The sequence below is a fragment of the Micromonospora sp. NPDC050200 genome (genome assembly GCF_040656135.1).
Taxonomy (GTDB): domain Bacteria; phylum Actinomycetota; class Actinomycetes; order Mycobacteriales; family Micromonosporaceae; genus Micromonospora.
In genome coordinates this window covers 41,051-63,541 of sequence record NZ_JBFALG010000039.1, presented here as the reverse complement: position 1 = coordinate 63,541, position 22,491 = coordinate 41,051, and the positions used below count along the sequence as shown (strand labels likewise).

At 69.4% G+C, this 22,491-nt stretch carries 13 protein-coding genes and 1 pseudogene; 9 read left to right on the top strand and 5 right to left on the bottom strand.

The genetic code is table 11. The features are described from left to right. Positions 1-370: 370 nt before the first annotated feature. The gene (locus AB0I41_RS23750; RefSeq protein ID WP_357111414.1) at positions 371-745 is read left to right on the top strand and encodes a hypothetical protein; all 375 of its coding nucleotides are present in this window, start codon (positions 371-373) and stop codon (positions 743-745) included. Positions 746-748: 3 nt separating this feature from the next. Then, positions 749-1,249, top strand: a complete 501-nt coding sequence (locus tag AB0I41_RS23745; RefSeq protein WP_357111417.1) for a site-specific integrase — start codon at positions 749-751, stop codon at positions 1,247-1,249. Between the two features lie 385 nt (positions 1,250-1,634). Here AB0I41_RS23745 and AB0I41_RS23740 read toward each other — a convergent pair. Both AB0I41_RS23740 and AB0I41_RS23735 read right to left on the bottom strand, forming a co-directional pair. After that, positions 1,635-1,817 (bottom strand): annotated as a pseudogene (locus tag AB0I41_RS23740) (hypothetical protein); the annotation flags it as partial. After that, positions 1,817-2,197 (bottom strand): hypothetical protein, encoded by a 381-nt coding sequence (locus AB0I41_RS23735; protein ID WP_357111411.1) that lies wholly within the window; start codon positions 2,195-2,197, stop codon positions 1,817-1,819. The pseudogene AB0I41_RS23740 and the gene AB0I41_RS23735, both read right to left, overlap by 1 nt. A gap of 203 nt (positions 2,198-2,400) precedes the next feature. Here AB0I41_RS23735 and drmD point away from each other — a divergent pair, with 203 nt between their 5' ends. From drmD to AB0I41_RS23700, 7 genes are all read left to right on the top strand, one after another. Continuing rightward, positions 2,401-5,589, top strand: coding sequence for a DISARM system SNF2-like helicase DrmD (gene drmD / locus AB0I41_RS23730; RefSeq protein ID WP_357111408.1), 3,189 nt, complete (start codon positions 2,401-2,403; stop codon positions 5,587-5,589). Continuing rightward, entirely contained in the window at positions 5,589-9,704 is a 4,116-nt protein-coding gene (locus AB0I41_RS23725; RefSeq protein WP_357111405.1) for a DNA methyltransferase, read from the top strand. Before drmD ends, AB0I41_RS23725 begins: the two co-directional genes overlap by 1 nt. A gap of 78 nt (positions 9,705-9,782) precedes the next feature. After that, positions 9,783-10,772, top strand: a complete 990-nt coding sequence (locus AB0I41_RS23720; RefSeq protein WP_357111401.1) for an HIRAN domain-containing protein — start codon at positions 9,783-9,785, stop codon at positions 10,770-10,772. 955 nt (positions 10,773-11,727) lie between these two features. Further along, positions 11,728-15,231, top strand: a complete 3,504-nt coding sequence (gene drmA / locus AB0I41_RS23715; protein WP_357111398.1) for a DISARM system helicase DrmA — start codon at positions 11,728-11,730, stop codon at positions 15,229-15,231. Beyond that, on the top strand, positions 15,228-17,066 hold the full coding sequence (locus tag AB0I41_RS23710; RefSeq protein ID WP_357111395.1) for a DUF1998 domain-containing protein: 1,839 nt from the start codon (positions 15,228-15,230) through the stop codon (positions 17,064-17,066). The genes drmA and AB0I41_RS23710 overlap by 4 nt, the downstream gene beginning before the upstream one ends. Beyond that, on the top strand, positions 17,063-17,866 hold the full coding sequence (gene drmC, locus AB0I41_RS23705; protein WP_357111392.1) for a DISARM system phospholipase D-like protein DrmC: 804 nt from the start codon (positions 17,063-17,065) through the stop codon (positions 17,864-17,866). Before AB0I41_RS23710 ends, drmC begins: the two co-directional genes overlap by 4 nt. Before the next feature lie 443 nt (positions 17,867-18,309). Then, complete coding sequence (locus AB0I41_RS23700; RefSeq protein WP_357111389.1) at positions 18,310-19,122, top strand: abortive infection family protein; 813 nt, start codon at positions 18,310-18,312, stop codon at positions 19,120-19,122. A gap of 364 nt (positions 19,123-19,486) precedes the next feature. Here the strand turns inward: AB0I41_RS23700 and AB0I41_RS23695 are convergent, their stop codons facing one another. The 3 genes from AB0I41_RS23695 to AB0I41_RS23685 are packed head-to-tail and all read right to left on the bottom strand — an operon-like array spanning position 19,487 to position 22,249. Further along, positions 19,487-20,959, bottom strand: coding sequence for a site-specific integrase (locus tag AB0I41_RS23695; RefSeq protein ID WP_357111386.1), 1,473 nt, complete (start codon positions 20,957-20,959; stop codon positions 19,487-19,489). Then, positions 20,956-21,357: a hypothetical protein gene (locus AB0I41_RS23690; protein WP_357111383.1), complete on the bottom strand. Its 402-nt coding sequence runs from the start codon at positions 21,355-21,357 to the stop codon at positions 20,956-20,958. The genes AB0I41_RS23695 and AB0I41_RS23690 overlap by 4 nt, the downstream gene beginning before the upstream one ends. Continuing rightward, a complete protein-coding gene (locus tag AB0I41_RS23685; RefSeq protein WP_357111381.1) occupies positions 21,332-22,249 on the bottom strand; it encodes a DUF2637 domain-containing protein in 918 nt (305 codons plus the stop codon). The genes AB0I41_RS23690 and AB0I41_RS23685 overlap by 26 nt, the downstream gene beginning before the upstream one ends. Positions 22,250-22,491: the final 242 nt, after the last annotated feature.

Genomic DNA, 22,491 nt, shown 5'->3' with positions numbered 1-22,491 from the left:
CACGCTCACGCAGCTCATCGTTGTACTTCTTCGGTGCAGGCATCGCTGGTGTTCCTCCCAGGTTTCGATGTCTCCATCAAACCCGGTGCGGGACACCCAGATCCACCGGATTCGAGCTGGACATACATGAAGAGGCCTCAGACGCCGGTTCCTCTCGTATGCCTTCCGTCTCGCTCACCAGGCCCGAACCATCCGGTAGTACTGGTCCGGCCCGGCTTCGTCGCGGCTGCTTCCCACCCTCCCCACCGTCCCGTGGATCAGGCTGCCGCCAGCTTTACCCAGGCCACTACGATGGCCCGGGCATCGAAGGTCTTGCACCTCCAACCGGAAAACCCGCGCCTCGTGGCGCACTTGAAGACGTACAGAAACTTTGCACAACATCGCCGGCAGTCCGGCCAGCCTTCCGGGCGACGACTGCGCGCAGGGCAAGGATGCCGGGCGGCTGAGTGCGGGGCAGCAGGCTCGGTGTTGCGCCAGGCGTCCGCGCTCGTGCTGCCAGCAGGTCCCGTCCGACGGCACCATCCGTCATCTCCACCGCATGATCCGCGCCGCCTTACAGGATGCGGTCATTGACGGGCTGATCCCGGACAACCCGGCCCGCAACCTGCGTCTGGCTCACCGGTACCGGCCACGCTTCACCCCGCTGACCGGCGCGGAAGCGAAGCTGTTGTTGAAGACCGCGAAGAGTGATCGGCTTTATGCGCTCTATGCCGTCGCCCTGGCGCTTGGCCTTCGACGCGGGTAAGCGCTGGGGCTCCGCTGGGAGGATATAGACCTGGTCGAGGGCGTCATCTTCGTTCGGCAGACGCTGCAACGTCTCGGCGGCCAACTCGTCTTCGGCCCGGTCAAGTCCGACGAGTCTGAGCGGGTCATCGCCCTACCTCCCCCGTGCCTGGCTGCGCTACGACAACACCGGGTGAGCCAGAGCGCAGAGCGCCAGAGCGTGGGCAAGGGCTGGAAGGACTCCGGTTTGGTCTTCACCACGGGCATCGGCACCCCGATCGAGCCGCGCAACCTGAACCGGCACTTCGTGCGGCTGCTGGATCATGCCGGGCTGCGCCGGATCAGGTTCCATGATCTACGCCACTCCTGCGCCACGCTCCTCTACGAGCAGGGCGTGCCCATCGAGAAGATCCAGGACATCCTCGGCCACAGCTCCCCGACCATCACCAAGCTGATCTACGTAGAGGTCACCCGGCAGTCCCAGCGGTCGTCGGTCGACAAGCTCGGCTTTCTCTTCGACGCCTGACGTTGGGGTCAAGAAAAGGGGTCAGGCCCGGTCCAGAAGGACCGGGCCTGGTGTGTTATTGCTGGTGCGCCGCCAGGGACTCGAACCCCGAACCCGCGGATTAAGAGATTGATCTTGGCCGAGTCAGCCGGTCCATCCGGGACGCGTGAATCCATCTGCTCGCGGTCATGGCTCGATTCGGCAGAGTCGGCGTCCCAGTTGATCCACCCGACCACGGGTCCGTCCACGGCGGCCGAGCACCCGTCGAGCACCAATGCGCGCCCGCAGGCAGACCTGCCATGACGCCCGCACTCGCGGCTCACGGCGCGGAGGACAAACGTCTAGATCGCCGGATCCCGAAGACCGGTGGTGTTCGTCCCTGTCGACGCTGTGCCTGAACCTACGCCTCGACGACCTGACGCAGGTGCGCCGCCGGCAGGTCCAGTTCCGCGCGTACGGTGTCGAACCCGTCGGCACCGTCGAGCAGCGCCTTGAGCTGCGCGACGTCATGCCGCACGGAGGGAAGGGGCGCGAGTTCGCGGTCGGCGTGGCAGGTGGCCGTGCCGAGCAGCAGGGTGTGCCGGCCCATCAGGGGCGGGTCCGTTCGATCGCCGCCCGCACCGTGGCGACCAGTTCATCCGTCTGCCGGTGGGTGGGCCGGTCGATGGTCAGCTCGATGTCACCGACCCGCAGGTGCACCCGGCGGCCGGTATAGCGCTGGAGGAACGCCAGGACCACGTCGACCAGCGCCTGCACGTAGCCGGGGTCCGCGCCCGCCAGCACGGTCACGACACCGAGCGCCAGCTCCGCGACGCCCTTGGCGTTCGGTTCGGCCACGGGCTGCTCGACGCGCTCCACCAACCCGATCTCGCGGAGGTCGTCCGCCAGTTCGTCGGTCAGCTCGCCGAGCACGAACTCGTTGTCGTCGGCGAGCGGGGTGAAGTCGATCCGGAGTCGGACGTGGGACATCCAACCTCCTGGCGCTGAGCGGTGCGACCAACCTACGGAAGAAGGGCGGCGCCGAAATGATGTCTGTCGGCTTACCGATCGAACGTCCACTATTGACCGATTACGAAATCCTGAGTGGATGTTCGGTAAATCCGGTGTGGAATGACGTACTAACCTTCATGTCTGCCGTCCGCCTGAAGGAGCACACCGATGGTTCGAGCCGTATGACCATGGCGACCGACACCGCTCCGGCACCGGGCCAGCTCGTCACCGTACGCAACCGACGCTGGGTCGTCGCCGATGTGGCGCGCAGCGACGTGGCCAGCGGTGATCCGCACATGTTCACCGGTCAGGCCCCGCACCTGGCCACCCTGGTCAGCATCGAGGACGACGCGCGCGACGAGGAGCTGCGGGTGGTCTGGGAGCTGGAGCCGGGCCGGCGGGTCCACGACAGCGCGACGCTGCCGGACCCTCGGCACGGGTTCGACGACCCCGGGCAGCTGGACGCGTTCCTGGACGCCGTGCGCTGGGGCGCCATCGCCTCGGCCGACCGGACTGCCCTTCAGGCGCCCTTCCGCTCCGGCATCGAGATCGAGGACTACCAGCTCGACCCGGTGGTCCGGGCGCTGTCGATGCCGCGGACGAACCTGCTGATCGCCGATGACGTGGGCCTCGGCAAGACCATCGAGGCCGGGCTGGTCATGCAGGAGCTGATGCTGCGGCACCGGGCCCGCACGATGATGATCGTGTGCCCGGCGGGGCTGACCCGGCAGTGGCGCGACGAGATGCGCGACAAGTTCGGCCTCGACTTCCGGATCGTCGACGCAACCCTGCTGCGGGAGTTGCGCCGTACCCGGGGCCTCTACACCAACCCCTGGACGCACTACCCACGGTTGATCGTCAGCGTGGACTGGCTGAAGCGGGACCGGCCGTTGCGGCTGCTCCGCGAGGTGCTGCCGGCGACGCCGCGCTATCCGCGCGCCTTCGACCTGCTGGTGGTGGACGAGGTGCACACCTGCGCGCCGTCCGGCCGGGGGCGGTACGCGGTGGATTCGCACCGCACGAAGGCGATCCGCGCCCTCGCCCCGCACTGCGAGCACCGGCTCTTCCTCTCCGCCACCCCGCACAATGGCTTCACCGAATCGTTCACCGCGCTGCTGGAACTCCTCGACGACCAGCGGTTCGCCCGGGGCGTCAAGCCGACCGACGAGCAGTTGGCCCGGGTGATGGTGCGACGGCTCAAGAGCGAGCTGCCGCCCAGGTGGGACGGCTCTCCCCGGTTCCCGGCACGTCATCTGAGCTTTCTGGAGGTCGACTACCCGGCTGCCGAGCGGCACGCCCACGAGCTACTCAGCCGGTACGCGGCGAGCCGCCGGGCGAACGCCGACGGACGGGCCGGTGAGATCGCCGCCGACTTCGTCACCACCCTGCTCAAGCGACGGCTCTTCTCGTCGCCGAAGGCGTTTGCCGAAACTGTCGAGACCCACCTGGCGACGATGACCGCCCGGGACCACGCCGCCTCTGGCGAGCCGGCACGCGGGGCGGAACGGCCGGCCGGCGAGAAGGTGCTGCAGCCGGTGATCGACCGGCTGGCCGAGACGGCCGAGGACGATGCCGCCTACGGCAGCGCCGAGGCGGACGCCCTGACCGCCGTCCGGCGCTACGCGGCCCCGCTGTCGGCCGAGGAACGGGCCCTCCTCGGTGAGCTGCACACCTGGGCCCGCTCGGCGCAGGACCGGCCGGATGCCAAACTCGCCGCGTTGCACCGCTGGCTGGATCCGATCGTGCGGCCCGACGGCGAGTGGCAGCCCGAGCGGGTGATCATCTTCACCGAGTACCGCGACACCCAACGCTGGCTGCACGAGCGGCTGCTCAGCGCCGGCTACCCGCCGGAACGGATCGCCCTGCTCTACGGCGGCCAGGATCCGGACGAGCGCGAGCACGTCAAGAACGTCTTTACGGAGCACCCCGACCTCGACGACGTCCGGATCCTGCTCGCCACCGACGCCGCCAGCGAGGGCATCAACCTGCAACGGCACTGCCACCGGCTGCTGCACTGGGAGATCCCGTGGAACCCCAACCGCCTGGAGCAGCGCAACGGCCGGATCGACCGACACGGCCAGCGCGCCGCCCGGGTAGATGTGCTGCACTTCGTGCCGGCCGGTTGGCAGCACGTCGACTACACCACCGGTTCGTTGGAGGACGAACTGGCGTTCCTGCGGCTGGCGGTGGAGAAGGTCGAGGCGATCCGCACCGACCTGGGCAGCGCCGGCGAGGTGATCGCCGCCCAGGTCGAGCAGAAGATGACCGGCAAGCAGACCGACTGGCAGGTCACCGACGTCGAGATCGACCGGCGGGCGAGCCGAGCCCGACTGCGGGTGGAGCGTGACCTGGCCCGGGACCTACACCGGCTCACCGAGACGTTGAAGGGCAGCCGGGCGGAGCTGAACCTCACCCCGGCCACCGTGGAACGGGTGGTCCGCACGGGGTTGCGGCTGGCCCACCGCCGGGACCTGATCGACGCCTCGACCCCGGCGGGCGCGTCGGGCGCCTGGTTCCGGCTGCCCGAACTGCCCGGCGCGTGGGCCGCTGCCCGCAACGACGGGTTGCTGCACCCGGTCACCGGCCGAGAACGGCCGATCACCTTCGATCCGGACGCGGCGGTGGGGCGCACCGACGTGGTGCTGCTGCACCTCGGGCACCAGTTGGTGCAGATGTGCCTGCGCCTGCTCCGGGCCGAGCTGTGGGCCCAGGCCCGGGGCGACGCCGGGTCCGGCGGCGCGAAGCTCAGCCGGGTCACCGCCCGGGTGGTGCCCGGTGACCTGCTGCGCACTCCGGCGCTCGTCGCGCACGGCCGGGTGGTGGTCACCGGCGCGGAGGGCACCCGGTTGCACGAGGAGATCGTCACCGCCGGTGGCCCGATCGAGGGCGGGAAGCTCGCCCGGGCCCGCCAGGAGGAGCTGGAGGCCCTGCTGGCCGCCGCGACCGACCAGATCCCCACCGAGCAGGTCCGGCAGAGCCTGACCGAGCTGTGGCCGGCGCTGGCCGGGCCGCTGGGGCGCGCCCTCGGCACCCGCGCCGACCAGCGTGCCCGCAGCCTGCACGGGCTGCTCGCCCGGCGCTGCGAGGAGGAGGTCGTCGCGATCGGCGCGGTTCTCACCGAGCTGGAAACCTCGATCCGCAGCAAGCTCGCCGACGAGCCGCACTGGGAGCAGCCGACCCTGTTCACCGTCGAGCGCGAGCAGTTGCACGCCGACCGGGACGCGTTGCACGCCCGGCTGCGCGACATCCCGGCGCAGCGCGAACGGGAGAGCGACGCGCTGCGCCGCCGCTACGCCGACCCGACGGCCCGCTGGTTCCCGGCCGCCGTCACCTTCCTGGTTCCCGCGTCCCTGGCCCGAGGTGCCCGCTGATGCCCGCCATCCCCCGCCAGTCCCGAGGCGCGTCCGACCGTACCGGCGCGAGTCGCCGCGTGCCCCGGCCCCCGGTGCAGAAGATCGACGAGCAGCACGCCGAGTGGCTCGGCCTGCTGCGCCCGGAGGGGCCGTTCCTGACGGTGCCGGTGCTCGTCGAGGCGCTGCCGCACGGGCTGGACACCGTGCCGGACGACGTGCGGGACCGGATCCGCCAGGGCTGGGCGGAGGTGCAGGACGCCCCGGACCTGCTCGGCCCGGCCTGGGTCGAGCTGATCCTCGGCGAGCTGCTGGGCTATCCGGCGAGCGCGCGTACCGACGACGGGCTCGGGGTCGTCGGCAGCGGCGACTTCCGGCCCGACGCGGTGCTGTCCGGTCCGCAACCCGGCGGCGGCCGGACCGCCCGGCTGCACGTGCACCGCCTGCCCTTCGACGCGTCGCTCACCGCCGCCCGCGGTGGCCGGCCGTCCCCGGTGGAGCAGGCCGCCCAGTTGTGCCGGGACACCGGCGTGCCGCTGGCGCTGGTGACCAACGGGCAGCACTGGGCGCTGGTACACGCCCCCCGGGGCGAGCCGACCGGGGTGGGTGTCTTCGACGCCGACCTCTGGCTGGAGGAGCCGGCCCTGCTGCGCGCCTTCGCGACGTTGCTCACCGCGTCCCGGGTGCTCATGCCGCCGACCGGCGCCGACGGGCGCCCGTCGGCCAGCCTCGCCGGGCTGTTCGCGCGCAGCGCGGAGGCGCTCACCCAGATCACCACCACCCTGGGCGACCAGGTTCGCCGGGCAGTGGAGCTCTTCGTCGGCGAGTTGGCCCGGCTGGACCGGGAGTCCGAGGGGCAGCTGCTCGGCAAGGTCAGCGACCGGGAGATCTACCGGGGCTCGCTGACCGTGCTGATGCGCCTGGTGTTCCTGCTCTACGCCGAGGAGCAACGGCTGCTGCCGGTGGCCGACCCGCTTTACGCGCAGGCGTACGCGGCGTCCACGCTGCACGGCCAGCTCGGCGCGGTCCGGGACCTGCACGGCGACGAGGTCGGCGATCGGCGCACCGCCGCCTGGCCCCGGCTGCTCGCCCTCTTCGCCGCCGTGCACGGCGGGTGCGAGCACCCCGACCTGCGCATCCCCGCCCACGGCGGGTCCCTGATCGACCCCGGACGGTTCCCCTGGCTGGTCGACGCGGCGGTCACCGACCGGGTGGTGCACGAGATGCTGGACGCCCTGCTGGTGCTGCGGCACCGGGGCAGGGCCGCCGAGCAGCTCAGCTACTCCAGCCTCGGCGTCGAGCAGCTCGGCCACGTCTACGAGGGCCTGCTGGAGTTCTCCTGCGCCCGGGTGCGGGAGCCGTACGTCGGGCTGCTCGGCAAGGCCGAGCCGGAGCTGCCGCTGGCCGAACTGGAGGCGGCGGCCGCCCGGGGCGAGGCGGAGCTGCGGGTCTGGCTCGTCGCCCGCTGCGACCTCACCGTCCGGCAGGTGGCGAAGGCCAGGGCCACGACGCCCGCACCGCACCAGCTCGCCGCGCTGCACGCGGCCTGCGACAACGACGCCGACCTGACCGATCGGGTACGCCCGTTCTGGGGGCTGCTCCGCGCCGACCTGCGTGACCTGCCCACGGTCTTCCCCGCCGGCTCGGTGCTGTTCACCCAGTTCGGCGACCGGCGCAACACCGGCACCCACTACACCCCCCGAGAGCTGGCCGAGGAGGTCGTCCGGCACACCCTCGCGCCGCTCTGCTTCTCCCCCGGCCCGGCCCAGGGCGTCACCGACGAGGGCGCCTGGCGGGCCAGGACCGCCGACGAGCTGCTGCGGCTGAAGGTGCTCGACCCGGCGATGGGCTCCGGCGCGTTCCTGGTGGCGGCCTGCCGCTACCTCGCCGAGGTGGTGGTGCGGGCCTGGCAACGCGACGGGCTCCCCACCGAGCTGTCCGACCTGGCCAACGGCAACCCGGACCAGGAGGACCTGCTGCTCGCCGCCCGCCGCCTGGTCGCCGCCCGCTGCCTCTACGGGGTGGACCGCGACGACATGGCCGTGGAGCTGGCGAAGCTCTCGCTGTGGCTGGTGACCCTGGCCAAGGGCAAGCCGTTCGGCTTCCTCGACCACGCGCTGCGCTGCGGTGACTCGCTGGTCGGGATCACCTCCCTCGACCAGCTCACCGCCTTCCACCTCGACCCGGAGGCGGGGCGCTTCCAGCACAGCCGCTTCTTCGGCGACCTGGTCGACCGGCTGCACCGGACCGTCGACGAGATGACCGCCCTGCGCGAGTCAATCGGCGCGACGGTGGTCGAGGACAGCCGGGACGCCGCCGACAAGGCCGCCAAGCTCGCCGAGGTCAGGCACCTGGGCCGGGGCCTGCGACGGGCTGCGGACGCAGTGGTCGGCGCGGCGCTCTCCACCGCCGTCCGCGCCCAGCGCCGCCCGTGGGATCCGGAGGACGACACCGACGACCCCGAGCGGAAGTACGACGACCGCCTGCTCGACATCAGCGACGACGTGCACCGCCTGCTGGACGGGCCGTACGACGCGGAGCTGGAGCAGCGGATCGGGATCACCGTCGCAGGCTGGCTGCGGGGCACCCGCCCGGAGCCGATCCGGCCACTGCACTGGCCGCTGGAGTTCCCTGAGGTGGTCAACCGGGCCGGCTTCGACGCGGTCATCGGCAACCCTCCCTTTGTCGGTGGCCAGCGCCTGACCGGGGCGATCGGACCGGACATGCGCGAATACCTGGTCGAGCGGATCGGCCGGGGAAAGCGGGGCAGCGCGGATCTCTGCTCCTACTTCCTGCTGCGCAACCTGAGTGTCACGGGCAAGGGGCGGGTGGGCATCATCGCCACCAACACGATCGCCCAGGGCGACACCCGCGAGGTCGGGCTCGACCAGGCCGTGGACATGGGCTGGACGGTCTACCGGGCGAACAAGTCACAGCCCTGGCCGGGCACGGCGTCGCTGGAGGTTTCCCTGCTCTGGGTCGGCCACGCCGCCGACGACGAGCTGCCGATCCTCGACGGCAACCGGGTGCCCGGCATCACCCCGTCGCTGGACGCCCGTTCCCGGGTCACCGGCAACCCGTACCGCCTGACCGCCAACGCCGGACAGGCGTTCCAGGGGACGAACATCCTGGGCACAGGCTTTCTGCTGGAGCCGGAACAGGCGCAGACGTTGATCGCGAAGGACCCGCGCAACACGGATGTGCTCTTCCCCTACCTCACCGGGAAGGACCTGAACGGCCGCCCCGACTGCTCGGCCCGAGACTGGATCATCAACTTCCACAACTGGTCGCTCGAACGGGCCCAGGAGTACCCCGACTGCTTCGCCATCGTCGAACGGAAAGTTAAGCCGGAAAGATTGGAAAACAAATACAGCGTCAATGCACGAGAGCGTTGGTGGCAATACGAGCGGCGACGCCCTGAACTCTACGGTGCGATCAAGGGGCTCGATCGCGTACTTGTCATTGCCCGGGTCAGTAGCACCGCTGCGGCTACCTTTGTGACCACTAACCAAGTTCTAAACGAAAAGATTGTGGTCTTCGCTACGGACAACTCGGATCAACTCGCTTTACTCAACTCGCAGATCCACGTCTCCTGGGCTTGGAAGTATTCATCGACCCGCACGGGCGACCTGCAGTACACACCATCTGACTGCTTTGAAACGTATCCGCAGCCGTACAGCACTGAGCGGATGAAGCGGATCGGAGCGGAGTTGGACTCGTATCGGCGGTCGGTGATGCTGGGACGGGAGCTAGGGCTGACGGGGCTCTACAACTTGGTCCACAACGAGCGGGTGACCAGCGCCGACATTCAACGCCTGCGGGACATCCACGTCGAGATCGACGAGGCGGTGGCCGAGGCGTACGGGTTCGACCTCGGGCTGGGGCACGGTTTCCACCGGACCCGGCAGGGCACCCGGTTCACCATCGACCCGACCGCCCAGGTCGACGTGCTGGACCTGCTGCTCGAACTCAACCATCAGCGCCACGAGCAGGAGCGGCCCCAACAAACCACCGCCCGCCGCAGGCCCCGGAAGCAGACGCCGGCCGTGCCGCGCCCCAGGTCGGCAGAGACACCGGATTCGATGCCGCCCGCATTGGACGGTGGCCTGTTTCCCCTTCCGGACGCCCTGTTCTGAGCGGTGTCGGATGCCTGACATCCACCTCAACCGTTCAGGTGAACCCGGTTCGGGTTGCCGAGGCGCTACCTTGCCTCGGTGACCCGACCGTTTGATCTGTGGGGCCAGCGCGGCTGGTGTTCGCAGGAAGTCGCTGGCGAATCGCATTACGCCAAGAACATCCGTGCTCTGTTCGGGCGGGCGTTCGATCCGGACGGCGACAACGAACTGACCGTGCCGGCTCAACTGATTCCGGAGCCGAGCAATCGATACGATGCGCACGCCGTGAAGGTGCTCTGCTCCGGCAAGCAGGTCGGCCATCTGCCGAAGGAGCAGGCCCGGGAGTTCTCGTCGGTGCTCACCGCGCTGATCGACCAGGGCTGGACGCCTCAGGTGCAGGCCCGGGTCTGGGCGCAGGAACGCGAGGACTGGGACGACCCACGTAAGCGGACGTTCTTTGCCTCCGTGCGGATCGACCTCGCCGAGCCGCACATGATCGTGCCGACGAACATGCCACCGTCGGGCTTGCACACCGTGCTGCCCACCGGCCGCTTCATCCAGGTGACCGGCGAGGAGAAGCACATGTCGCACCTCGCCTCCCTGATCGGCCCAAGCGGCGAATCCTGGGTGTACGTGACGTTGCATGAGGTCGAGGTCCAGCGAGCCCGGTCCACCCGCACCCTGGTCGAGGTTCGGATCAACGGCCTGGCCGCCGGCACGCTGAGCCCGGCCATGTCCACGGAGAATCTGCCGGTGCTCGCTCACCTGCAGGACAAGGGGCTGATCACCGCTGCGCGCGCCGTCTTGAAGGGCAACCGGGTAAGGGCGGATGTCGCGATCAACCTCGCCAAGGCGAGCGAGCTGTCGGACGCCTGGCTCGAAGCGCCCCCTATCGCTCGGGGTACCAATCCGGCCGAGCGGGCAGAGTCGTCAACGAGCCAGGAAGTGGCGACCGCGACACCGTGGAGGTTCGTCGTACCTCCGGAGTGGCCGCCACCTCCGGTGGGTTGGGTCCCTCCACAGGGCTGGCGGCCCGATCCGTCGTGGCCCCCCGCACCGGGCGGGTGGCAGTTCTGGGTCCAGGAGTGATACCGAGCCGCTAACTGGCCCACCTACAGGACGGCCGTCTGGCGGTATCGCCCCACCACCGACAGCTGGGCACTGACATTTTGGGTCTGACGTATCGGAGTAGTGCGTGATCCCTGGACGTGGCATCGGCGACTGGTACGCCAACTCGGAAGGACGCAGGTCGGAGGAGCTGCGTCGCGACTGGGAGAACGATGATCCGATCGATCGGACCCCCGACTCCTGGCTCGACCGCCTTCCGTTCGAGGTACAGGTCCGGGCGACCAGGTCCGGCACTGCAACACCGCCTCAGCGGCCGAGCCAATCTCACAGTCCGCGACGCACGGAGAGCGGCCGAGGATCAGCGCCACCGGACGGTCGATTTTCGCAGAGGCCGAGAATTGAGAGCGCGTCGGGTGTCCCCGCCCAACGGCACACTCGTCCCCAGCAACCTCCATCGGTGACGAACGGAACCGATTCGGTGTCGCCTCGGCCACTCCGGCAGTTGTTCATCTCGACTGTGCAGAACATGTTGATAGGAGATCCTGGAATTTCCGAGAAGGCTGTCCTCCAGAGGCTGCGTCCGCAGTGGCCACTCGCCACGAGACGCGAGGTACAGCATGCACTCGATGCCGGCCGCAAAGATCCGCTAGTCCGTGCTGATGCGTTACGCGCGGCCCATCGGAAACATCAGGGCCTCGGCATGCGCAAACTGGCAGCACGGTTCCGGGAGTGCGGCTGGTCCGAAATGACCGAGGCAGAGGTACGAGCGGCCCTGAGGCAACCTCGCCCGCAACGTGTCAGTCCTCGCCCTGTCGCTTTAGGGCTCGAGCGGCCCGTTTCGCGTCAGCGGCGCGATACGTGTGCCGCTTGCGGAGCGGTTCCCTCGATTCTCGGCACCTGCGGCTGCTCGTGACTACCGCAGCGACGCGTTCGGGCAGGGCTCCAAGTGTCGGCGGCAGGCATTAGGGTGCCCCGCATGAATTCCGAAGGTGTGCTCGCCATACCGGATGAGCGGGTGATCCGCAGCGAGCTGCAACGGCTGGTCCTGGCCGACCTGCTCGGGCCGCTCGGCGGCCCGGCGGAGGAGTTCTCCACCAAGGAGAATCCCCTCGACCGCTACATCCTCGGGCGACTGGCCCCCAATGGCGTGTCGGTGGATCCGGCCACTCAGGACACCCTCGTCGAGGCCACAGCCTCGGATGTGACGGAGGGAGGTGTCGAGCCGACCGCACCGAGCGTGCCGAGTCTGGCTCCCTCCGCACTCGGCTTCACCAGCAGCGTGCTGCTGTCGGTCACGGAGTTGCGGGTTACCGCCGCCTGGGGCAGCTACGACACCGCGACAACCGAACGGGAGGAGTACGCCGGCAGGCCGGTCTGGCAGCGGCACCAGCGCGGGGGCACGGTCACCGTGCCCCTGCGAGAAGGGCCGATCACGCCGCTGCAGGTCGACGCGGCACAGCCGAAGGTCGTAGTGCGGGGTCGGGTGCGCCGCTTGGGTGGAGTCTGGCTCGTCTCACTTTTCCTCGAAAACCGGGAGCACAGTGAGTCGTCGCGTCAGCCGAAGCGGTGGATTTTCCAGGTCGAATTGAGTGCGGCCGGTCCGACGAATGACGAGCCGGTCTTCCAGCCCCGGCCGGAGCAGGTCACCGGCGGCGACGACGCCGACCAGGCGGAGCGACGCCGGCTGGCGATGGCCTACCGGTTCCACCCGGAGTTCGCGGTGGGGCACGGCACGGCCGTCGACGCCGAGCCAGCCCCCAACGACCCCCTACAGGCCCTTGAGGTACGCACCGCGACGGTCCCCGCGCACGAGATGCCGTTTACCGACGTGCCCAGCAGCGAGCAGGACGACGACCTGCTCGAGTTGGCCGACGTGGAGCTGGACATGCGGCGGCTCGCCGAGCTGGCAGCCGGCCCGGTCGAGTCCCTCACGGCGGCGTTGCAGCCCCTCGTCGCCGGCTACCGGGCGTGGATCGACCGCAACGAGGCGACCGCCGACGGCCCGGAGCGACGCCTCGGCGGGTATCGCCGGCAGGTGCGCGAGGCGCTGCGCGACGCCCGGGAGGCGGCCGACCGGATCGCCGCCGGCATCAGGCTGCTCGCCGCCCCGGACCCCACGGCCCGCCAGGCGTTCGGCTTCGCCAACCAGGCGATGTACCTGCAACGTGTGCACAGCGTGGTCGCCGCCCGACGGCGGGAACACCCGAGCGTCCCGTTGGAGCAGGCGGTCGCCGATGCCGACCGACCGGAGAACCACCGGTGGCGTCCGTTCCAGTTGGCCTTCGTCCTGATCAACCTGCCGGCCCTGGCTGACCCCCGGCACCCAGAGCGGGGTGACGACGTCGAGCGCGCCGTCGCTGACCTGCTCTGGTTCCCCACCGGTGGCGGCAAGACCGAGGCATACCTCGGCCTTACCGCCTTCACCATCGCGGTACGCCGCCGCCAGCCGGATCAGGGCGGGTTGACCAGCGGCGCGGGGCTCACGGTGCTGATGCGGTACACCCTGCGGCTGCTCACCATTCAGCAGTTCGAGCGGGCCGCGACCCTGATCTGCGCAGCAGAGTCCCTACGCCGCACCGATCCCCAAACATGGGGCACCACGCCGATCAGGATCGGGCTCTGGGTTGGCGGCCGGGTCACCCCGAACCGCACGCAGGACGCCAAGGACTGGTTGGACGAGCGGCGGCGGGGCCGCTCGAACCGGGGCATCGGTTCACCGCACCAGCTCACCAGTTGCCCGTGGTGTGGCAGCAGGATCAATCCGGGCCAGGACATCGTGGTGGAGCGGGAGCCTTGGCGGACCCTGGTGCTCTGCCCCGATGTGGAGTGCCCGTTCAGCAGAGTGGGCAGCTACCCGCTGACCGATGAGCAGGTCGGTCTGCCGGTGATCCTGGTCGACGAAGAGCTCTACCGCCATCCACCCGCGCTGGTGATCGCCACCGTCGACAAGTTCGCCCAGTTGCCGTGGAAGGGCGAGACCGCCGCCCTCTTCGGCCGGGTCAGCAAGCACTGCGACCAACACGGCTATCTCACCGAGGATCTCGAATCGACCGACTGGGAGCGCAAACGACACCGGCCGGGCAACCGGGTCGTCCCCTGCGCAGGGTTGCGTCCGCCCGACCTCATCATCCAGGACGAGCTGCACCTGATCTCCGGGCCGCTCGGTTCGCTGGTCGGGCTCTTCGAGACCGCAGTGGACCGGCTGGCCAGCTGGGAACCGGCCCGCGGGCACTGGTCCCGGCCGAAGGTGATCGCGTCCACCGCCACCGTGCGTCGCGCCCAGCAGCAGATCGGTGCGCTGTTCAACCGGCGTACCCGGGTTTTTCCGCCGTCGGGGTTGGATGCTTCCGACAGCTTCTTCGCCCGGCAACGCAAGACCGAGGAGCACCCGGGTCGCCGATACATCGGCATCTGCGCGCACGGCAACCGGCTCCGGTCGACCCTGATCCGGGTCTACGTCTCCGTGCTCGGCGCGGCGCAGAAGCTCCACGAGACGTACGGTCGCAACCGGGTCACCGACCCCTACATGACGCTGGTCGGCTACTTCAACAGCCTGCGCGACCTCGGCGGCATGCGTCGGCTGGTCGAGGACGACGTATCCAGCCGCCTCATTCGCGCCGACGAGCGCGGGCTCGCCCGGCGGTACGACCCGTACCTGGAGGAGCTGACCTCCCGAATGCCGTCGGACGCCATCCGGCCGCTGCTTGACCGGCTCGCGGTGCGCTTCGACGGCACCCGGGCCAAGGGCGCACCCCGGCCGATCGACGTGCTTCTGGCCACCAGCATGATCGCCGTCGGGGTCGACATCGAGCGGCTTGGCGTGATGGTGGTGGCCAACCAGCCGAAGTCCGCCGCCGAATATATCCAGGCGACGAGCCGGGTCGGGCGGAAGGCGCCGGGTCTGGTTTTTACCGTCTTCAACTGGGCCCGGCCGCGCGACCTGTCGCACTTCGAGCGCTTCGACCACTTCCACGCCACCGCCTACCGGCAGGTCGAGGCCCTGTCGGTGACCCCGTTCGCCGAGCGGGCCATCGACCGAGGGCTGACCGGGGTGCTGGTGGCCCTTGTCCGGGATCTGGAGGGCACCTACAACGGCAATCTGCGGGCGCGCGAGTTCGATCGGCACGGTCAACTCGCCGACCACGTGGTGCGATACCTCAAACGCCGTAGCGAGGTGGCCGCCGACAACACAGTCCGCCAACGGGTGGAGGACGAGCTCGAAGCCCGCCTCGACCTGTGGGCGCGGGAACGGGCCCGGCCCGCCCGACGGCTGGCCTACGACAAGCCGTACCACAGCGACGACGTCGCCGGGCTGCTGCACCGACCGGAGGAGGGCCGGTGGGTGCAGACCACCTGTCCTACCTCGCTACGGGACGTGGAGCCCGGCATTCAGCTCCAACTGCAACTCGGTGCCATCGGGGACGACCCACCACCATTCGTTCCGTCCACCGGGGGCGGCGTCACGGGGGCGTCCTCATGAGCCGGCCACAGCAACGCAGCCTGCGGGTCGGCGCGTTGCGCCCCAACCAACTGCTGCACACCTACGGCGTCGGCTCGGTCGCCGATCTGCCCAGCCTGTCGGTGCTGACCCTCGGGTTGGCGCACTGGGACCTCACCTACTCGATGCCAGTCACCGAGGACCGGCTGTTGAGGGCGGTCCGGCGCAGGCTCGGGGGCCAGGTGGAAAGCCTTCGGCTTCCCCCGCACCTGCCGGAGACGTCCGACCCGTTCGCCGACTGGACCCGGGTGGGGGTGCCGGTGGCGCTCTTCCCCACCTGGCTCCGCTGCTCGGACACCCGATGCAACCGACTCGCGCCGGCGGATTCCGGGCTGTTCGAACTGCTGTCGTCGCCCTACCAGCCGGACCGGGCCCGTTACGTGCACAGCTGCCGGGGCAACGGAAACTCCCGACCCACCGCCGTGCCGGCCCGTTTCGTGCTGGCTTGCGACAACGGTCACCTAGACGACTTTCCCTGGTCGTACGTCGCGCACGGTGGCACAGACCCGGGCGCCGGTCACTCGCTCACGCTCGCCGAGCGCGGCAGCACAGGTGAGGCGGCCAACATCTTCATCTCCTGCGAGTGCAAGGCCTCCCGACCGATGTCGGTGGCGATCGGCCTGCACGCCGAGCGGACCCTGCCCGCCTGCCGCGGACGCCACCCCCACCTCAACACCTACGAGCACTGCGACGCGCCCGCGCGAACACTCGCCCTCGGTGCCACCAACAGCTGGTTCGCCATGCAGTTACGGGTATTCAGCATTCCCCGGGCCGAGCACCCGGTCGATCAGGTGGTCGACGACCTCTGGCGAGACCTGAGCATGCTCGCCGGACTGGACGCGACCACCGCCAAGATGATCATGCAGACCCAGAGTTGCTGGGCCGAGCTAAAGCCCTACGGCGTCGACCGGGTCTGGGCAGCGATCCAGCGCCGCAGCAAGGCCGAGCCCGACGACACGCCAGACGACAGCGATGACCTGCGCAAACCCGAGTGGCTAGCGTTCACCGCCGGCACCAGCACCGAGCTCCCCGACTTCACCACCCGCCCGGAGCCAGTTCCGCCCGAACACCGGCACTGGCTCCGAGAGGTGGTCCTCGCCCCCCGGCTCCGGGAAGTCTCCGCCCTCTACGGCTTTACTCGAATTGACGCACCCGAGTGGGATGTGCTCGATACACCGGACCGACGGCGCGCGCCGCTGACCATCGGCAAACCGACCTGGCTGCCCTGCGCCGAGATGCGGGGCGAAGGAATCTTCCTGCGCCTTGACGAAGAACGCGTCGTCGAGTGGGAACACCGGCCGGAGGTCAAGCAACGCGAACAGTTACTGGTCCGCGCCCACGACCGCTGGCGGGCGCAACGCGGGCTGGACCAGGCACCGTGGCCAGGTCCTCGGTACGTCCTGCTGCACACCCTCGCCCACGTGCTCATCCGTGAGCTGGCCCTGGAATGCGGATACAGCGCCGCCGGGATTGGCGAGCGCATCTACGCCCGGACGGACGATACTCCCGCCGCCGGGGTCCTTCTCTACACCTCAGCACCCGACAGCGAAGGCACCCTCGGCGGCTTGGTCTCCCTGGGGCGAAAGGACAGACTGGGATCGCTCGTCGAGCGGGCCCTGGAAGCCGCCCGGCTGTGCAGCTCGGACCCGCTCTGTGCGGAACACAACCCGACCGTGCACGCCCGCCTATCAGGCGCCGCCTGCCACGCCTGCCTCTTCGCCGCCGAGACCTCCTGCGAGCGGGGCAATCACTACCTCGACCGAGCCCTGCTGGTCGACACCCTCAACGATCCTGGCTCCGGATTCTTCGCCCGATGAGCTACGACCGGTTCGCCAAGGTAATCGCCGACATCGCCATCAATCTCCCCGCCGATCATGTCACCGCCTGGGCCGGTGTGCTGATGAGCGTCGACACGCCCGGCGACAGCGCGGTAGCCGCCGAACTGGTCGGCGCCCGGCCCGGGTTCTCGGTCGGCACCCAAGTAGAACGGCTGATGAAAAGCTGGCGAATGGAGGCACCCGACCTTCCCGGTTCAGCGGTCGGTCTCGCCCTGCGCAGCGCCGCCCTCCTGCAGGGGCGCGCGGATGCGAGGCGCACCGAGTTGGCGGTCAGCGGGCCGACCAGTGCGGCCGTACCGGTACGGCTCACCAGTACCGTGGTCATCGAGGTCATCCGAGCGGCCCGAAGCAGACTGCTCATAGCGAGCTTCGCCGCGTACGGCGTCGCCGAGGTGGTCGCCGAACTGCGGTCTGCAGCCCTCCGAGGCGTACACATCGATCTGATCCTGGAAAGCTCAGCCGAAGACGGCGGCGCCCTACGGGGATCCGCCGGGGCCGCACTCACCTTCGCCGCTCTCCGTCACCAGGCGACATTCTGGCACTGGCCGGCCGCACGACGAACCGCCAGCGGGAACTCGCACGCCGCGTTGCACGCGAAGCTCATCGCCGCCGACAGCAGGATCGCGCTGATCAGCAGCGCCAACCTCACCGACCGAGCACTGTCTCACAACATCGAGGTCGGCGTCGTGCTCCACGATCCGGAGGTGACGCGAAAACTCGTCGCGCACTTCCATGCCCTTACCGATTCCCGCACTGGCGTGTTGCAGCAACTCATCTGAGCAGGCGGCGATCAATCCCGGTGACCAGTGCAAATCCGACCCCAGCCATGATCCCTGACACCCACGAGCTGCTGCTCGGTCGTCCATGGCGGTAGCGTCCCGGATTCCCCTGACCGTGTGGAGCGGGCAGCGGTAGGTGCCTGGTGCAGGCTCGCGATGGCGCAGATTTCCGGTGTGAGGCGGGAGTAGCCGAACGCGTCGGGTCCACGGTCGGGTGTCGCAAGTAGGACAGCACGTCGGCGAGGTCGGCCAGGATGAGCAGGCCGTGGTGGCCGCGCAGCCAATACCGTGGCCCGGCGGGGCTGACCCCCGTCTCCCAGGGTGGGTTGAGGCCAGCGGTACCGGCCTGTCTAGGCCGACGCGCCGAACTCAAGGATCAGCGGCGTAGCGCCGCGGATGGATATGACTCGCCGCTTCGACCCGGTCAGGGGCATCATCACTACATGCCCCAGTCGCCGGTCAGTGATGAGATCGCCGCCTCATTAGCCCGCTTCTACCACGGCGGCGCCGGGCCTTCTCACTCGAAGCTGACCCTCGCCTTCACCTCGGGTGGCTACGCCGACGTCGCTCCGTACGACCCTAGAACCTCGTCGCCCAACAAGGAGACGCGAGTGCTCACGACCGTCCGGGCGGCCATGCGCCGGCCAGGCGGAGCTCGGAGACTCGTTGACGCGCTCTTGGTGGATCTTCGAGTTGTGGGCTTCTTCGACGGCGTTAACGAGCAACGCGGCAATGTGCTTGCGGCACAGCGCGCCTTCTCGCGTCGTGGATGGATGCTCGACGATGATGGGCATTTGTCGCCTGTTGGCATGATCGATCTCGCGACGGGTGGGCGTGAGGCCCTCGAGGAGCAGCTAGACCGGCTTCGCCGCGCCACTGACGATCCGGGTCAACTGCTGGGAACAGCAAAGGACCTCTTAGAGGCAGTTGCGAAGTTCGTGTTGGAAGAGGTGGGGATGCCGGTTCCCGGCAACCCAAGCTTCAACCACTTGTGGCACCTCGCCCGGGAACGACTTGGGATCCTTCCCGAGCAGGTTGCGGCAGACACGCCGGGAGCCAAGCACATTAAGGCGGTACTCCAGTCATCGTGGAAGATCGCGGAGCAGGTGAATGAGCTGCGATGTGTTCAAGGCGCTGGTCATGGAAGGACCTTGCCGACGGGTGTCACCGCGGAGATGGCCCTCCTCATGGTCCGAGAGGCTTGCAGCGTCGCCGAGTTCACGCTGACGACGCTGCACCGCTTATACGGTCGTTAGCCCGGGTCATCAGCTCCGACCGCCCTCCGGGCCTTCACCCTGCTCGACGGGCTGATGTCATTGCACTTCTGCCTGCCTACATCGCGCTGCCACTGTGGATCGCCGGGCACCCGTCCACCGGCCTGGATGATCTCCGTTCTGACACTTGTCAACACCCTGCTGGTGGTACTCCTACAGGTACGCGGCGCGCGGTGCCAAGACTCTCACCGGCGCCGCCCGCGCCTCCCGCCGGGCCAGCGGCGCCATCGCGCTTCTCTGCGTCCTGATGCGGATCTTCCGCAGCAGACGTTACGCCAGTCTCGGGCTTCCGGGCCCCGGCCCGGAGGCTCGGGAGGAGGCCGACAACGGTGCGGCAGCCTGCGGATCATGCTGGCCTCGTCGAGCCATGCTGACGTGGGACAACCGACGCGGTGGCTTCGGCTGCGGCGTGGGACAGCTCGGGTAGGACGTCGCCGTAGAACTTGGCGGTGAAGTGTGGGCTCGAGTGGCGGAGCCGGTTGGAGATGACTTTCATCTGGACGCCGGCGGCGAGGCCCATGGTGGCGGCGCCGTGGCGGAGGTCGTGGAGTCGGATGGGTGGTAGTCCGGCTTGGGTGGCGAGGTGGTGGAAGTGGTCGGTGACGTCGGCAGGGTGGAGCCGCCCGCCAGCGGGCGTGGTGAACACGAGTCCGGTGGCGGTCCAGGCAGCACCGGCGGCGAGGCGTTCGCGGTGTTGCCGGGTGCGGTGGGCGCGCAGCACCGCGACGGTCTCGGTGTCGAGGGCGACCGCAGCTTCGCTGTCGGTGGTTTTGGGGGTGTCGATGGTGGTGGCCCAGCCGTGTTGGACGAGTTGCCAGCGGACGGTGAGGGTGGCTGCGTCGAGGTCGAGGTCGTCCCAGTGCAGGCCGCAGGCTTCGCCTCGGCGGAGGCCGGTGAAGGTGATGAGATGGTAGAGGGCGTAGAGCCGGTCGTTGGCGTCGTGGGTGTGGTCGAGGAATCTGCCGGTGTGTTCGGGTGTCCAGATCATGACGGGGCTGGGGGTCTTGCCGGTGTCGCGCCAGGTGCGGACGCGCTGGTCGGTCCAGACGGTGGGCTTGGGTGGCCGGGCAGACGGTAGCTCGACCATGAGAGCGGGGTTGGTGTCGATGTAGCGGTGGCGACGCATCGCGTCGTTGAGGGCTTTGCGCAGGGTGGCGTGAATGACGTGCAGGGTTCTGGGGCCGACGATCCGCTGGTTCTTGACCTGGTCGCGTTTCACGGGGTCGCGGCTGGCGCGCAGGGTGGCGATGCTGGTGTTGCGCTGGGCGATGGCGTCGTACATGGCGTCGATGTGGCCGGGGCGGAGCCGGTCGATGCGCAGGTGGCCGAGGTACGGGATCAGGTACAGCCGGATGTGCCCTTCGTAGGAGCGCAGGGTGCCGGTCTTGATGTTCTTGCGCCCGGCCAGCCAGTCGTTCAGGTACGCCCGCATCGTGGGCAGTTCGGTGGGGGTGATGTCCAGGTGCAGCGCCCGCCGGACCTGCTCCGGGGTGGGGACGGGCGCGCCGGTCTTGACGGCAGTTTCGATGAGGTCACCGGTCTTGACGGTGGTGTGCGGGTCGGTGGGGTCGGGGACGGCGAGCGCCGCCCGGATGCGGTCCAGGACCGCGTCGGCGTCTGCCTGGGTGGCGTAGGGGCCGTGGCGTAGTGGGCGGCGGGTGCCGTCGGCGCGGGCAGGGATCTCGATCTGCCAGTGCCAGTGGCCGTGGGTGCGGGACCAGCCGCCGCCGGGCCGGCGAAGCTGGGGGCAGGAGCGTCCCAGTCGCCGGCCCGTGGTGGTGTCGCGGCAGCCGCAGCGTTTGAAGGTGGATCCCTTCACTCATCGTCTCCTGGATGCTTCGTATGGTGCCGCCAGCGGTGTGGGGTGTAATCCGCTGGTGGCGGGGTCGTCGCATCCACGCTCACCTTCGCGTCGGCATCAAGTCGTCGGTGGTCGTCGGTCGAAGCGGGGTCCCCGACCAGCAGGAGCTGAAGAAGGCCGGCAACCGGGACGATGATGCGGCTGCCGGCCCGGATCAGCGGTATGGGGAACTGGTCGGTGGCGGCGAGCCGGTACGCCTGGGACCGGCTGATCCCGAGCACCGACGCGGTGGCGGCGAGGGTGGTGGTCACGCCGAGGGCACGAACACGCTCGACCGTCCACACCTCTCCAACGGTGGTGGTGCTGTCGGTCGTAGTGCGGGTTGTCTGGTCAGCGGGGTTCGTTGGGCTGTTCATGATCAGGCTTCTCCTGGTTCTGAGATAGATGGCTGTGCGGTAGGAGCGGGGCAGCCCTGTCGGGGTCGACCGGCGCAAGGGTGGCTGCTCCGCCACCATCGCGCCGCTCCGGTGACAGAGGCGGTGACGTCGCGTTGGTCGGCACGGCCGGGCTCGCGATCAGCTCGGGCGGTGCCGACGACTCGACCTTGAGGGTTTTGAGGAGTTCGGATAGGCGAGTGTTGGACACGGTGTGACCGGCTGCGCGGAGGGCTTCGGCGAGTGCCGCCCGGGTCAGTGCCTGCCCGTCCGTGGCGAGCCGGTCCCGGACCTTGCGCGCCGCCGGCAGCAGCTCGCCAACGTCGCCGGACGGCTGCGCGGACGGTCCCCGGTCCGCTCTCCGCTGCCGGTCCCGTCCGCCACGTCGACGACGCCCATCCGATGAGCGAACGGTCCCGGTGCTGGATGGCTCCCCCGCCGTGACAGCGGACCGTACCGTCTCGTCCGGTCCGCTGTCCGGAGCGGTCCGTCCGGCCCCGTCCGGTTGGCAGTCCGCGACCGTTCGGGCGGTGGCGGGCGTGGCGGTGCTGGTCCGGCCGAGGGCGATCTTGACCATGACGAGGAAACCGAGCGCGGGTACGGCGGCGGCGACCCACCCGATGACCGAGGGTTCGGCCTCGACGACCTGCGCCGCCAGGGACAGCGTGACGGCGCAGGCCAGCACAGTGGCTGGGAAGACAGTGGAGGTGTGGGCGCGTTTGCGGCGGCGCAGTTCCAGGCCGGAGGCGATGGACATCAGCTCCAGGACGATCGCGTCGGCCCAGGCCAGCCAGCCGGGTTGGCCGTGCGCGGCGGCCACGTTGTGCACGTGGGTGAAGCTGGCCGCCCCCGCTGCACTGCCGATGGCCAGCATGATGACGACCTGAACGCCACCCTCGGCGCGGCTATCGCGCGGACTGGCGTCCGGGTCAGGGACCAGTGCTGTCGTGGCCCATCACCTCCTCGACCCGGACCGTGGTTCCGGTCCGTCCGTCAGTCGCAGGAGGCGGGACCGGATGGCGGACCGACCCAGCGTCGGACAACCGTCGGGACAGGGACCGGACACCGGTCGGGGACCGCCCGCAGCGGACGTGGCACTTGGACGCGCTCCCGCCG